14 protein-coding genes are annotated in these 14,616 nt (G+C 39.2%); 7 read left to right on the forward strand and 7 right to left on the reverse strand.

What is annotated here, in order from left to right; genetic code table 11:
- Nucleotides 1-120 precede the first annotated feature (120 nt).
- From NSQ62_RS10435 to NSQ62_RS10445, 3 genes are all read left to right on the forward strand, one after another.
- Nucleotides 121-867: an amino acid ABC transporter permease gene (locus NSQ62_RS10435; protein ID WP_341320079.1), complete on the forward strand. Its 747-nt coding sequence runs from the start codon at nucleotides 121-123 to the stop codon at nucleotides 865-867.
- 1 nt (nucleotide 868) lies between these two features.
- The gene (locus tag NSQ62_RS10440) at nucleotides 869-1,603 is read left to right on the forward strand and encodes an amino acid ABC transporter ATP-binding protein (RefSeq protein ID WP_341320080.1); all 735 of its coding nucleotides are present in this window, start codon (nucleotides 869-871) and stop codon (nucleotides 1,601-1,603) included.
- Between the two features lie 276 nt (nucleotides 1,604-1,879).
- Entirely contained in the window at nucleotides 1,880-2,077 is a 198-nt protein-coding gene (locus NSQ62_RS10445; RefSeq protein ID WP_341320081.1) for a DUF6501 family protein, read from the forward strand.
- A 119-nt stretch (nucleotides 2,078-2,196) separates the two neighbouring features.
- Here NSQ62_RS10445 and NSQ62_RS10450 read toward each other — a convergent pair whose 3' ends face one another.
- The 3 genes from NSQ62_RS10450 to NSQ62_RS10460 all read right to left on the reverse strand — a co-directional run bounded on the left by NSQ62_RS10450 (nucleotide 2,197) and on the right by NSQ62_RS10460 (nucleotide 5,840).
- A complete protein-coding gene (locus NSQ62_RS10450) occupies nucleotides 2,197-3,300 on the reverse strand; it encodes a toxic anion resistance protein (protein ID WP_341320082.1) in 1,104 nt (367 codons plus the stop codon).
- Between the two features lie 2 nt (nucleotides 3,301-3,302).
- The gene (locus tag NSQ62_RS10455; RefSeq protein ID WP_341320083.1) at nucleotides 3,303-3,950 is read right to left on the reverse strand and encodes a 5-bromo-4-chloroindolyl phosphate hydrolysis family protein; all 648 of its coding nucleotides are present in this window, start codon (nucleotides 3,948-3,950) and stop codon (nucleotides 3,303-3,305) included.
- A gap of 162 nt (nucleotides 3,951-4,112) precedes the next feature.
- Nucleotides 4,113-5,840: a methyl-accepting chemotaxis protein gene (locus NSQ62_RS10460; protein ID WP_341320084.1), complete on the reverse strand. Its 1,728-nt coding sequence runs from the start codon at nucleotides 5,838-5,840 to the stop codon at nucleotides 4,113-4,115.
- Between the two features lie 116 nt (nucleotides 5,841-5,956).
- Between NSQ62_RS10460 and NSQ62_RS10465 the strand changes: the two genes are divergently transcribed.
- The 3 genes from NSQ62_RS10465 to NSQ62_RS10475 all read left to right on the forward strand — a co-directional run bounded on the left by NSQ62_RS10465 (nucleotide 5,957) and on the right by NSQ62_RS10475 (nucleotide 8,522).
- Nucleotides 5,957-6,247 carry a DUF1033 family protein gene (locus NSQ62_RS10465; RefSeq protein ID WP_341320085.1) on the forward strand — a complete coding sequence of 97 codons (291 nt, stop codon included), beginning with the start codon at nucleotides 5,957-5,959 and terminating at the stop codon, nucleotides 6,245-6,247.
- A gap of 225 nt (nucleotides 6,248-6,472) precedes the next feature.
- Nucleotides 6,473-6,673, forward strand: a complete 201-nt coding sequence (locus tag NSQ62_RS10470; RefSeq protein WP_341320086.1) for a cold-shock protein — start codon at nucleotides 6,473-6,475, stop codon at nucleotides 6,671-6,673.
- Nucleotides 6,674-6,725: 52 nt separating this feature from the next.
- Nucleotides 6,726-8,522 carry a hypothetical protein gene (locus tag NSQ62_RS10475; RefSeq protein ID WP_341320087.1) on the forward strand — a complete coding sequence of 599 codons (1,797 nt, stop codon included), beginning with the start codon at nucleotides 6,726-6,728 and terminating at the stop codon, nucleotides 8,520-8,522.
- Between the two features lie 50 nt (nucleotides 8,523-8,572).
- Here NSQ62_RS10475 and NSQ62_RS10480 read toward each other — a convergent pair whose 3' ends face one another.
- From NSQ62_RS10480 to NSQ62_RS10495, 4 genes are all read right to left on the reverse strand, one after another.
- Nucleotides 8,573-9,265: a hypothetical protein gene (locus NSQ62_RS10480; protein WP_341320088.1), complete on the reverse strand. Its 693-nt coding sequence runs from the start codon at nucleotides 9,263-9,265 to the stop codon at nucleotides 8,573-8,575.
- A gap of 145 nt (nucleotides 9,266-9,410) precedes the next feature.
- Nucleotides 9,411-11,015: an ATP-binding cassette domain-containing protein gene (locus NSQ62_RS10485; RefSeq protein ID WP_341320089.1), complete on the reverse strand. Its 1,605-nt coding sequence runs from the start codon at nucleotides 11,013-11,015 to the stop codon at nucleotides 9,411-9,413.
- Nucleotides 11,016-11,297: 282 nt separating this feature from the next.
- The gene (locus tag NSQ62_RS10490) at nucleotides 11,298-12,545 is read right to left on the reverse strand and encodes an erythromycin esterase family protein (RefSeq protein ID WP_341320090.1); all 1,248 of its coding nucleotides are present in this window, start codon (nucleotides 12,543-12,545) and stop codon (nucleotides 11,298-11,300) included.
- 52 nt (nucleotides 12,546-12,597) lie between these two features.
- Nucleotides 12,598-13,176, reverse strand: coding sequence for a copper resistance protein CopC (locus tag NSQ62_RS10495; protein WP_341320091.1), 579 nt, complete (start codon nucleotides 13,174-13,176; stop codon nucleotides 12,598-12,600).
- 232 nt (nucleotides 13,177-13,408) lie between these two features.
- On the opposite strand from NSQ62_RS10495, the gene NSQ62_RS10500 reads away from it, so the two are divergent.
- Nucleotides 13,409-14,590, forward strand: coding sequence for an MFS transporter (locus tag NSQ62_RS10500; RefSeq protein WP_341320092.1), 1,182 nt, complete (start codon nucleotides 13,409-13,411; stop codon nucleotides 14,588-14,590).
- The last annotated feature ends 26 nt before the right edge of the window (nucleotides 14,591-14,616 follow it).

Consider the following 14,616-nt stretch of genomic DNA (forward strand, 5'->3'; position numbering starts at 1 on the left):
CTCCTGCAAAAGTGATCAAGCGTTTACTTTTGCGTCGGGTCATCCAATGTTTGTCGGGGCTTAAAGGGCGAGAATGCGCTTTTCTTATAAGAAACACGAATGGTCAAGGAGGACAACAGGATGGCATTTTTAGAGTCAGTATGGGGCTTATTTACAAACAACTGGGAGCTATTCTTACGCGGTGCATGGACAGCGCTCTTACTCGCGATTATCGGGACAATTTGTGGTACGCTCATCGGATTTTTCATTGGTATTATGCATACGATTCCTCAGCGTAAACGCAGTATTAAAACAGTTTTATTAAAAATATTTAATTTCCTTTTAACAGCATACGTTGAAATTTTCAGGGGAACACCAATGATGGTCCAGGCGATGGTTGTGTTCTACGGATTAGTCTACTTAGGCATTGATATTGATCGTTTCCTAGCAGCATCTATCGTAATTAGTTTAAATACAGGTGCTTATATGGCCGAGTATGTGCGCGGTGGGATTGTTTCGGTCGACAAGGGCCAATTTGAAGCGGCACAAGCTATCGGCATGAATCACTTACAAACGATGATTCATATCGTCATTCCACAAGTGGCACGTAATATTTTACCGGCAACAGGCAATCAGTTTGTCATGAATATTAAAGATTCATCCGTACTAAGTGTTATTTCCGTTGTGGAGCTATTCTTCACAGCGAACTCAGTAGCCGGCAGTAACTACCGTTATATCGAGGCATTCTTCATCGCGACGGTATTATACTTCATTATGACGTTTGTTGTGACACGTATTTTACTATTGTTCGAGAAGAAAATGGATGGACCAGAGAGCTATAAAGTCGAGCTTATTACAGGCAACAAGCTAGAAAAGGATGGTGAATAACATGTCGGTTGTGATTGATATTCAACATTTAAATAAAAAATTCGGCACGCACGAAGTATTAAAAGACGTGAATTTCCAAGTAAATAAAGGGGAAGTGGTTACGTTAATCGGGTCATCAGGATCTGGTAAATCAACACTTCTGCGTTGCATAAATTTACTCGAAACACCTACAGCAGGTGAGATTATTTATAACGGCGACAATATTCTAAACGAAGGCCATAACATCGAGAAATACCGTACACATCTAGGGATGGTCTTCCAGCAGTTTAACTTATTTAATAACTTAGATGTAATAAACAACTGTATCGTTGGACAAATAAAAGTATTGAAACGCTCAAAAGAACAGGCCGAGCAAAATGCGATGAAGTATTTAGAGCTTGTTGGGATGAGTGCTTATAAAAATGCCAAGCCACGACATTTATCAGGTGGGCAAAAACAGCGTGTTGCGATTGCACGTGCACTCGCAATGGACCCGGATGTAATGCTATTTGATGAACCAACTTCAGCGCTTGACCCAGAAATGGTTGGGGAAGTATTAAAGGTCATGCGTCACCTAGCCGATCAGGGCAACACGATGTTAATCGTTACGCATGAAATGGAGTTCGCAAAAGAAGTATCCGACCGCATTGTCTTTATGGATAAAGGGGTTATTGTAGAAGAAGGCCATCCAAGTGAGGTTTTAGTAAATCCACAGCATGACCGAACGAAGGAATTCTTGAAGCGAACGTTGAAATAGGAGACGAAAATAAAGCTCGCGGTGCTCGCGAGCTTATTTTCTTGAATTATATTCGCTAATAATTATAAAAATAATCGCAAACGCCACGACGATTGCATAAAACCAGGTAGGAACGCCACCAAATGCCATTAGATTCACCTCTCGCTAGCGAGTGTAACATGGTTATTGGCGTCAAATCAAACTTCCTTAGACAAAAATTCGACTCTAGTCTTTCATCTAATGCTAAAATCGTATAAAATAAGAAAGAATTTATTTAATTAAAGTGAGGGTAAATGAATGTTACATTTAAAATGGAAAGATGCACCGACAATCCGCACAGTGAAATGTGTTCATACAAACGCATCAAAGTTTTTAGTGTCAAACGTATTAACGGTTGGTAAAGAGTATGAAGTGAAAAACGAAACAGAAGAATTCTTATTCGTTATCGACAACTCAGGCGAAGTTGGCGGCTTTTACAAAGAGTACTTTGCTTAATTGAACGAAAAAAACACCATTTCTCGTAGTTCGAGGAATGGTGTTTTTTGTATTTATTTTTGCTCCTGTCGCTTCGCTTTCGTCGGAGAAGATAAAGGCTTGCTATACGCGGCTAGCCTTTATTTTTGTTCAAGAATCGTATGCTCAATCTCATGGCGTTTTTCATCTGTTTGCACTTGCATACGTAGTGTATCTTCAATATCCTTCAACAGCTGCATTTGTGTCGCCTTAAAGCGATCTACGTCAGTGTGGGATAGGGCAGGGCGTTTGTTGTTTTTTTGAACGTCCATCATTTTACTACTCTTTTTCATCATCTGTTCTGAGGCATTCATTAAGCGCTCCTGTGACTGCATTGCGCGGCGCTGGTTATTCATGCTTAGGAGCATACTAATTTGCTGCTGCCATAGCGGAATAGTCGTCATAATCGATGTTTGAATCTTTTCTAGCAACATTTGGTTCGTTTGCTGAATTAAGCGAATTTGCGGGGCATACTGGATGGCCACTTCACGCGACAATTCTAAATCATACATGCGACGGTCTAGCCATTCGATTTGCATATGAACGTCCTTTAATTCGTGCTTTTTAAAGGGATCGTCACTCGTTAGGGCACTTTCTTCAAGCGTTGGCAGAACAACATCAAAAAGGTGCTGTTTTTTTATCTCAAGTGATGCAATATAAATATTGATTTCTTGAAAGTAATCCTCGTTCATTGCATATAATTCATTTAGGAATTGATAATCACTAAGTAGGGCGTGCTGATTATGCTCAAGCTGAATGCCGAGGCGGTCAATGCGCTTAGAAAGCTTGTTGTACTGCGTCATCACTTCCTGGATAGACTGCTTTGGTTTACTGAACAACCGTGCAAAAAAGCCTTTCTCCTCTTCAATGAGTGCATCTGGATCGATAAGCTCTAAATGATGCAATAAATCGTTTAATACATCACCGACCTTACGCACATCTTTTCGCTGTATGTAATTGAGCATTTGAGAGGTGAATTTTTTCAACGCTTCCTGTGCAGGGAGGCCAAATGACAGCACATCCTCATAGTGTTTCGGCTCTAAATTTAGCGCATGCTCTAGTGCACGCTGCTTCATATGGTTCGAGAGTGATGCGAAAAGCGGTGATGTTGCCTTGTTCGCAACATTCACCGCAAATTGATCTTTACTTACTTGAATATCCACGTTATCTGTGTTCGTGAACGCTTCAAAAGGGTTATTGTTCATGACTATTCACCGCCGATTTTTAATCGATCTTTCCGCTTTTCGTTTGACATTTTCGCAAAATCTAATTCGATTTTTAAGTTTTCAATGTCACTCGATAGCGCACTCTTTAAATCATCTTCCATCGTCACTTGTAGTTCTTTTAACGTTTTACGCGTATCTTCTAACGCTAAATGAACATCTGTACTAGGAATTTGCTCTTTTGTTAGTAACGTATATTTATCAGAAAGCTCGACCGCACTTGGTAAATGCGCATAGAAGAAATCTTCAACCGCATAGAACTTTTGCGGATTTGTTTGCACAAGGTTAATAATGCGTTTTGCAAGCTTAGACATTTCATTAATTTGTTTAAATGAACGAACTGATCGTACGCGTACATATTGCTGATTTAATGCTTGTACATGAGATTTTGCTTGTTTTAACTGTGCATCAATTAACGTGTACTCGGATTTAGAAATACCGATTTTTTTACTTTGGCTGGATTTTTGCACAGCAAACGTAATTTTATTACTCGCATAGTAGGCAACGACAGCAAGAGGTATCGATAATAGACCAGCTGCGCCAGAAATGTTAATAATGGAAACACCAAAAACCGTAAATGCTCCAATAAAATTTAATAAATGTCTTGTTAAAAAGTTAGTAGGACCAAGCATTTTCGTACCTCCTTTACTTGATACTAATTGTACGAATGAAATCGTAAAAGGTTTCATTTTCTATTGCTATCGTATCAATTTTTTTCATCGTTACAAAGTAAAATGATTTTTCTACATAGAAAAAGAAGCAAAACGGAAAGGGCTCTGCTTCTTTTTCGTAGGTTAATGCATTAAACGCTCTTTTTCAATCACGCTAATTAAATCGTTAATATAGCTAATCACTTGCTTGGAAGCACCTTCAATTTCATGTAAATGCTGTTCTGCTTTTTCAATGTTGCCGGCATTGAATGCTTCTACAGCCGACTTAGCAGAAATATGCACTTGTTCGTGGTGACGGTCTAGCTCGCGGTAGGAAGCATGGTTGCCGAAGCGTTGTTTTGTTTTATCAGACAAATACCATTTTCCTAAACGACAATCACGGTGCGACGATACTTCAGATGGCGATAGTTTTTCTAAACCTAGGAACATATTGTAGACGCGCCATTTCCATAAAATATGGTCGGCTTTTGATAATAATAAAAGTGAAATACTTGATAGCTGTACATTATTGCTCGTTGTAATTTCATTACGGAAGCGGGTAATCTCTTGCCCTAATTTGTGAATATCGCGTGATGTATCATTCCCGAAATCACGGATATCTTCTTGCAAGTTTGAAATTTGTACCATGCGCACAGAAATTTCATCAATCGAAGCAGCCTGCTCCTGAGATGCAGCAGCTGTAGCCGTTACGTCACTATTGATGCTTTCGATAATATCAACGATTGAGTTTAACATCGGCAAGGATTCTTTCGCTTCGTCGGTTGCATCACGAATAATTGTCGTTGTTTCTGAAATCGATGTAGCAACATTGTTTGAGTAAGATTTTAACGACTGAACGTTCGTTGAAACTTGGCCTAATGCAGAAACCGTATTTTCAGCTAATTTACGAACTTCCTGTGCAACAACAGCAAAGCCTTTACCATGTTCTCCAGCGCGGGCAGCCTCAATCGATGCATTTAACGCTAACAAATTCGTTTGGTCTGCGATTTGGTTAATTAATGTGACAACATTTTCAATTTCATCAACATGTTTTTGTAGTTCTTTAAAGCTATGTACAATTTCCGTAAAGGTTTCTTCAGTTGTAAAGATTTCTTGTAGGGCATGCTCAATCGCTTCTTTACCGCGTGCAGCATTTTCTACAGACTCATTCGTTTTTTCGGCAATATTTGTAGAAGAACGGGCAATCTCTGCAATCGAAGCTGCTAGTTCTTGCGAGGCCGCCGTTGAGCTCGCAATATCATTTGACTGCGTATCAAGACGTTGAATCAGATCCTTCATATACATAATGTTGGCATTTGCATCCGTTAATGATGCAAGCTCTTCAATGACGTTTTCAAGTAAACGCTCTGTCATGACTTCAGTTAATAATTCCTGCTCAATGTTGACTGCAGCAGAAACTGATTTCATATATTTAAAGGCAATATGTGGTTTCATCCCAAAATGATGTAACACATGTGTGGTAATATAAAATGAAAATTGGTTAAAGACAACAATTAACTTTCCTGCCTCAAAACGATTTTGGCGCAGTAAGTTGAAGAATTTCAATGTTTGATCCACATATTCATCGTTTCGTTCTGCTAAGAAAAAATTTTTTAAATAGCGATCGATTTGGCTCTCTGAAATTGGATTTTTACCATTTGGCGCAATTTCGACTAAATACCTATTAAAAATTTCATGCATTGTTGGGGACATTTCTGAAACACGGTCATACAGATGTTTTAAATCAGCCTGGTTTTGTTGCTTAAAATTATTAAATGTTAAGGTTTGATGGAAGCGACCTGTTGCAGGTAAATCTGTACCTCGTTCAAATAAATCTTGTAATTCAGCTTTTGGTTTTAACGCAGAAAACATTATATAAAATCCTCCTTAGTTCGAAACTACCATTATTTTACCATAGCAGAATGTACAAGAATAGACATAAATGATGGAGTTGTTTAAAATAAAGTTAGAGAGAAGGGGAGCGTTTTATGTATAAAATTATTTATATGAAAGCAGATTACGAGCCTTGGTGGCAGTTTGAAGGATGGGAAGAGTATATTATTTCAGAATTAAGCTTTGACAATGAGCAAGCATTTCAGTTCGCGTTGTCCCAACTAGTAACCGATTTTAGAGCGCGCTATGAAAATGAAACATGTAAACAGGGCCGCTTCTACGCTTTCTGGTCTGACGATGAAACAGAATTTTGTGAAGCATGTGATGATGATGCACAAATTTATCACGGTATTATCGTTTCTGCATCTGAAGGAATCCAGATTTAACATCATTTAATAGAAAATTTTCATAATTCACAACATTATAATTGACGTGCAGGTTTTCTAACTATATACTTAATTTAACAATTGAAGTTGCACTACCGAACAGATAGATTCACATATTACAATGAGTAATCGGTGCAGTGGGTCGGTACTTTTTGTAATATGTGAATTTTTATTTTGTTTGATTTACAGCGGGAATTGTTCACTTTTATTTTTGGAGGTTTTTTTATGAAACAAGGTACAGTAAAATGGTTTAACGCAGAAAAAGGTTTTGGCTTTATCGAAGTAGAAGGTGGAACGGATGTATTCGTACACTTTTCAGCAATTCAAGGTGATGGCTATAAATCATTAGAAGAAGGCCAACGCGTAGAATTCGAAGTGGAAGACGGTAATCGTGGACCACAAGCAACAAACGTAACAAAACTATAATTCGTATGCACATTCAAACCCACGCTTATATAGTTAAGCGTGGGTTTTTAAATTGAAAAAGAAAGTAGGGGTTGGGATTCGAATAACACAAACGCCATTTGACCGCAATCTAATCATTACAATAATCGCTTTCTTGTTCATACTGCTCAGTGTGGCGCTCTTAAGTGGCTGTGAAGAGAAGCAAAGTGAAGTAGCACAAGAAGAGGAAGCAACGAGTAGCTTAACGCATCCGATTGATGAACGATACATAAATATTGCGCAGTACGAGCTTTTTTATCTTAATGAACGGATGGAATCTAAGGAGAATGTTACATTTCAAGCCTTAAGGAAAGCAATTGAAGTACATGCCTTATTCGAATACTTAGAAGCACAGGATATTCGGATTGAACCAGAAAAACTTGAGTTACAGCGTAAATTAATGTCAGAGCAGCTCGCGTATGATTTACAAAATTCGGATTTCCAGCATTATTTCGACCAGCTAAAAAAAGCGCTACAAATTGATGAACAAGACTATATCGAACAGTATTTACTCGTGAATAAAAACTATGAAAGTTTAAAAAGTGAGATGACTTCAACGAAAGTTGGTCTCCAGGTGGATGCCGATGGTCAAGCAAGTTATCCAACGAGTGAGAGCGAGCAGGATTACCGCGACAAGATGGGACTTTCCTTTGATTACCTCGAATATATTGCGGAAAGCATGCCCTATTATTTACCGGAGCCCATAAATGCACCGAATGTTTTGTTTGACAAAGACTATCAGAGATTAACAACAAATCGTGAGGGCGAAGTAATTTTTAGAGGTAAGCAATTTTCAACCAGTGATTTAACGATGGACCAATTAACCTTTATGCACCATCTTGACCTCGATTATCAGCTACCAGGTTTAGCGCGTTATAATTTTTCGACCTATCAAGAGCTACTCCAAAAGGTTGCACATGAAGATGTAAATAAGCGAGATATGGCCGAACAAATACTTGCTGTTTTAACAGTTGTTGAGACGACCCTCGATTGGGAATTTGGCGAACTCTTTGTATATGATGGGGTGATGCCAACATTTGATACCGAGAACCTTCGCAAGCATAAAGACATAACGTTCCAACTGATTGAACACGAATTTTATTATCGTAGTGAACAAATGCCTGGGAAGTTATATGCCTACCGGGTAGCGACAGAAAAAATTGTCGAGATGTATGGGCTGTTTAACTATTTACAGAAGGATTTTGATGTAGCATTTGATGCGCAAACCCTTGCTTCGATTCGCGCGGAGCAAGAGCAAAGCTTACAACAACAGCTCGAGGATCCTTATTTTAAACACTATCTAGATAATGTACTCGAAACGTATCAAATCACGCTCGAGACCTACCTGGATGACTATTTAATGGTACTCGCAGAATACGAGGCTCTTGTAAAGCGCATGGAAAAGGAACCTATTGGACTTGATGGAGATGGTCGTTACAATAAAGGGGACGTCCATGCCCGTTACCGAAATGCAACACAGTTGTCATGGACGCAACAATTTGAAAAGATGGACCAATTAAAATATGTGACAAAAGTTCAAGCATTGGATCCACAACCTGAATTAGCTTTTGAAATACCTGAAGGGCTAGAAATCGGATTAACTGATGAGGGCCACTATGTCTTTACCGAAGTCATAGGCTTTTTCCCAATGTGGTTAAACGAAGAACAGCAGACATTTTTAGCACAACTGAAACGTGATCATGCATTACCGGAGTTTTCAAGGTCTTTCATTCCGCATTATGTGGCACGTTTAGAGAAAACTGAAAATTCAGCCATACAGCAACAACTAATCGAACTGATTAAGATTTATCGCGAAACTTTAGCACTGTAACGAAAAAAGCGTATTCTAAGCACTAATAGCTTAGGACACGCTTTTTCTCATTAATACGTAATCAATGCTAATTTAGAAGTAATCATCGAAACTTCTCCGTTTTCATCGGTCATTTCAAATTCATAGGCAACGGCACCTACACCAGCGACATAGTATTGACGTTCCAGAATTGTATCGGTTTGTTTTTCGAGCACTATGACTTTGTTAAACGCGTCATATGGCGTCGTGTAGCTTGCTTCTGTTGCTGTAATTGTCCAGCCGTCAAAGGTTGTACCAATAGTAATCGGTGCCATAAGTTCTGTTGAAAGCACCGGTAAATTTTCTAATTCGGTAACTGTTTTTACCATTGCCTCATCGGCTACCTGGTCAACTAAATAAATCCCATCGCTATCAATGCGGTAGTATTTTGCTAACACAACACCACCGTTGTCCTGCTCGTAGCGTACGTAGTGATCACTAAGCCAATCTGTTTTAATGGTATAGCTCGCATATTCATTACCTTCACCTTCAAATGAGACAGTCGATGAGTCCTCATAAAGAAATAGCTGTAACTCCGCTGCGTTTTCAAATGCTTTGCCATAGTCCTGTTCGACTTCTGTAGACGTAAAGGCTTCTTGTTGATTGATGGGGCTTTCTGCCGGTTTGTTGTTTTCAGAAAGGGACTCTGTTTGCATACAACTCGCTAATAATAAGAAAAGGGGGAAAAGTAGTAATTTTTTTATAATCGGATCACTCACTTTCATGTTTGAACCAGCTAGTTGTCTTATATGAGTGCATTACTATATATATTCCTTTTTTTCAATTTTGATAAACTGGGCCATAGTAGGAATTGAAAAATCCCCCAAAGTTCCTTGAAGTAAGGAACTTTGGGGGATGGGGTAGGAAAGCTTATTTTAGGCCTTCTTTTTCTTTCCAATCTAAATATTCATCGTATGTTAATGGCTTATCTAAAATTGAGCCATCTTCACGGATTTCAATTACACGGTTAGCAATTGTTTGGATGAATTGGTGGTCATGAGATGTGAAAATCATCGCACCTTTAAAGCGAATTAAGCCTTCATTTAGCGCTTGAATTGATTCAAGGTCTAAGTGGTTGGTAGGCTCATCTAAAAGAATAACGTTGGCGTTGTTAAGCATCATTTTTGAAAGCATACAACGTACTTTTTCACCACCTGATAAAACACCAGGAGATTTCTTCACTTCTTCACCAGAGAATAACATACGGCCTAAGAAGCCACGTAAGAACGATTCTGTTTCATCATCTGGAGAGTATGGGCGTAACCAGTCAACTAATGACTTTTCGCCACCAGCGAAGTATTGATCGTGATCCATTTCAAAGTAGCTTTGCGTTGTCGTAACGCCCCATTTGAATGTACCAGCATCTGCTTCTTTACGTTCCATTAAGATATCCATTAATGCAGACTTCGCAATTGTGTTACCTAATAAAATGATTTTGTCATCTTTGTTTAGAGAGAAACGAATATCCTTGAATAATGTTTCGCCTTCATGAGATGCAGACAGTCCATCAACTGTTAATACGTCATTACCGATTTCACGGCCGATTTGGAAGTTGATGAATGGGTATTTACGGCTTGATGGTTGGATATCATCTAGCTCGATTTTGTCTAACATTTTTTTACGAGATGTTGCTTGAGAAGATTTCGATGCATTCGCAGAGAAGCGGGCAATGAAGTCTTTTAACTCTTTAATTTTTTCTTCTTTTTTCGAGTTTTGGTCAGCCATTAACTTTTGTGCTAATTGAGAAGACTCATACCAGAAATCATAGTTACCAACATAAAGCTTGATTTTACCGAAGTCTAAGTCAGCGATATGTGTACATACTTTGTTTAAGAAGTGACGGTCATGCGATACAACGATGACAGTGTTTTCAAAGTTCATTAAGAACTCTTCTAACCATTTGATTGCTTTGATGTCTAAGTGGTTGGTAGGCTCATCTAGTAATAGAACGTCTGGCTTACCGAATAATGCTTGTGCAAGTAATACTTTTACTTTGTCTGACCCTTCTAAGTCAGCCATTTTCATGTCATGTAGGTTTTCACCAATGCCTAAACCGCTTAAAAGTTGTGCAGCATCAGATTCAGCTTCCCAACCGTTCATGTCCGCGAATTCGCCTTCTAATTCAGCAGCACGCATGCCGTCTTCATCAGAAAACTCTTCCTTCATGTAGATTGCGTCTTTTTCAGCTTTTACTTCCCAAAGACGTTTGTTACCCATTACAACTGTATCAAGTACTGAGAATTCATCGTACTCGAAGTGGTTTTGGCGAAGTACAGATAAACGCTCGTCTTTACCCATTGACACGTTACCTTCTTGTGCTTCGATGTCACCAGATAAGATTTTTAAGAATGTTGATTTACCAGCACCGTTTGCCCCAATAAGGCCGTAACAGTTACCTGGATTGAATTTAATGTTTACGTCGTCAAATAATTTGCGGTCACCATAGCGTAGACCTACGTTTGATACTTGAATCATGTAAGTACCTCCCAATAATTTCGTTTATATTTTAGATTGCTTTCAAAAAGAGTTTGCTCTTTTGCACACAATGTTTCTATTATAGCACGTATGTAGCTTAAATTAAATATCAGTGCTTGTTAAAAGTGGTGAAATGTTAATGATTAATTGGCTTTTTGATTAGGAAGGGTGAAAGATGAGGGCGCGGAGTGTAACAGTGTATTACTTGTTCAACGCGTGTTTGATTGTAACAAAACGCCCCAAAAGGTAAGATGGACTTCCGGAGCGTTGTTAACTGGATAGTTATTGTTTGAAAGGATGTAAAGCGGTCGTATGGTCGATGTAAATGAAAGCATCATACCTGCTCCCAACTCTAGAAGGAACGTAATTTCCGTACGCTTCATAGGCAGGATCATACACAACGCCAATCGCACGGTGACCAATCCAATCGTTAAACAATTTTCTATTTGTATCGTTAAATAATAATACTTTGTCGTCTGGACTTGCTGCGTGGAGTTGACCTTCCCATTTGCTGAGTGGGGCAGGTGGGACGGTGATTTCCTCAAAAGGGTCACCCCAACGATCTGAGGCAATCACAGTGCCTTCATACGTGCCAAAACCAATTGCATAAGTGTTTTCCTTTCCGATTTGCGCTCGAATTACTTGACCGACATTGATGAGGTTTTCATTTTTCATGTCTGTCTCAGAAGCATCGCCGATATGTGTGTTATGTTCCCAAACGATAATCTTTGTATCATCGCCGTAATAGGTGCGTAATTCATGAATCGCTTCCACCATATGATAATCGCGCGTATTCCACGAGTTTTCATCGGCTATCATTTCTCGGTAGTACGCTTCTGCATTTTTTGCGACGAGCGCATTCATCATGACATTTAAATCCTCTTCCTGCCCACTCGAATACTGGTGCTGATGATTTCGTAATGAGTGTAATAAGCTAGCGACTTCATCGATACATTCATCAGAAAACTGAGCTGTAGAAAGGGCGTAGTGTTCAGGCATGCGATTGTACGGCTCAAAGCAAGTAAAAGCCTTTTTTGCGTGCTCTAAATCAACCTGATGCTGTGGATTATTCGATAAAAACTTCAATACTTCATCTACGGATTCGAATAGGCTATACAAATCGATGCCATAAAAGCCTACTTTTTGTTCGCGATTGACATTGATTTCTTTAAGCCACTCTGAAAAATTTGCAACTTCTTCATTTGCCCACATCCAAGTAGGCCACCGATTAAAAGCTTTTATTAAAACATCTTTTGCCGTTTCACCTTTAGCGCTGTAGCCCTTCACATATTGGTTCACTGCTTGCGCGGATGGCCAATCTCCTTCAACGGCAATCAGTTGAAAGCCCTTTTCAGTAATTAATTTTTTTGAAAGCTCCGCGCGAATTTCATAAAACTCGGATGTGCCGTGAGACGCTTCGCCGATCATCACAATCTTTGCATCTCCAATCGCTTCTACCATTTTAGTTAAGCTTGTATCGTTTAGTGGTAAGGAATGTTCTACAATCGCCTGAATTAATTTATTTGTCATAAGTAACTCCTTTTTAAAAATGTCCCATAAAAGTAGGGAAGTATAGAAAAAATCACTTATCTTTCTTGCGCTTAACAAAAGAACGTTTATAGCTATAGGCACTAAAAGCACCTAAAGCAAGGACAATGATTGTAAGGACAATTACGAGCACCCAGAAAGAAAGGCCATTTTCAGTATCGGTATCTGTTTGTAAAGTATCGACAAGATCTGCTACATCGGATTCTATTTTTTGATCTGTATCAGCGCCCCGAATCTTACCTTCAGCCGTCTCAGCAGCAGTTGGCCTATTTACTGTGAACGAAAATGAACCAGATAATGGGTGACCATCTTGGCTAATACTGTCCCATTCCACTGTATAGGTGTCATTTGGAAGAGGGTTAGCAAATGTCCCACTTAATACACCTTCATTCACTGAAATGGAGTCCAGTGGAATTTCTGAACCACTACTTGTCCGGACGTTAAAGGTACTGCCTTCTTCAATTTCACCTGAATAGCTTAACTCAATTGTTTGTAAGTCCTGTGCGATCGTCTCGCCATCTGCAGGATTTGTTGAATCTAAGTACGTATGTGCGTAGGTAGTAGGTACAACTACTAATGTAGCAATAAGCGCAACGAATAGCTGTTTAAACATGTGAATGACGTCCTTTCGTAAACCTATTTCCCCATTCTCATTGTTGCGTATATTTAACTGAAATAAACATCAAAAGTGAATGGAATGGTCATGTTAGTATGAACCAAAATTACTTGAAATATTGGCGTACATAAAACTTTACTAGCAATTGGTTCGGTTCTTTTAGTTGTCAGACAAATGTGAATTGTGTTTTACTAACATACGGACATGAATTATAGAAAGAGGCAATACTATGAAACAAAATAGTAAAGGAAGCATGCTAGTAATCTTAGTTGCGATTTTCCTTGTATCAATTAACCTCCGTCCTACTGTGACGTCTGTTGGCCCGATTTTATCGACAATTAGTGACGCACTCAACGTGTCAAGCACACAGATGAGCTTACTGACATCGATTCCGGTGTTCTGTATGGGGTTATTTGCACCCCTAGCAGTCCCACTTCAAAAGAAATATGGTTATAAATGGTCCATTACGCTTTTACTTGCATTAATTGGTGTGGCAACCGCTGCAAGAATCATCTTCTCTAGCTATGGCGCACTCCTTGTGACAAGCTTTTTAGCGGGTTTTGCGATTGCGATTATTAGCCCAATGATCAATGCGTTTATTAAAGAAAAGTTTCCAACAAACATGGCACCTGTCATTGGGATCTACTCATTTGCAATCGGCTTTGGTGCGACATTAAGCTCTGGCTTTACGGGCATTTTTTACGAAAGCTTTGAAGGGAACTGGGCATTAGCACTTGGCGTATGGGGAGCACTCGCAGTTGTGGCAATGATAAGCTGGGGTGTTGCAGTTGACTCAGGACAAGCCAAACTCAATACCGACGAATCTACAGAACCTGCACGGAATCCTTGGAAAAATAAACTTGCTTGGACCATTTTAATTTACTTTGGGTTACAAACATCATTATTTTTCAGCTTAACAACGTGGTTAGTATCGATTGCTGAAGAAATGGGTATGAGCTTACTCACTGCAGGCTCGGTATTAACCTTAATGACGATTGTGCAATTAATAGGGAACCTTGTCATTCCATCAATGATCATTAAATATCCGAATCGCATGACCTGGCTACATGGGTTAATCTTTATTGGATTGGCGGGTTCAGTGTTGTTCTTCATCGATGCGACGTGGGCTATTTGGACAGGCGCGGTCGTTTATGGTGCCGTGTTAAGTGGTTTGTTCCCGATTGGCCTAATGCTACCGTTAGATGAGGCAATAAATAATCAAGAAGCAAATGAATGGAGCTCAATGGTTCTTTCAGGTGGCTTTATGATGAGTGCGATTTTACCGCTTGTCATTGGTTATGTATTTGACATTACGGGAGAACACTTCATGACGAAGGTCATTTTCGTGATTTTATTCGTTCTGATGTCAATTTCGATTCTCGTAATGCAAAAAATGAAGAAATCCGTATAATAAAGAAAGTAGTCGAGCAATCGGCT

This window comes from Solibacillus sp. FSL H8-0523, assembly GCF_038051985.1.
Taxonomy (GTDB): domain Bacteria; phylum Bacillota; class Bacilli; order Bacillales_A; family Planococcaceae; genus Solibacillus.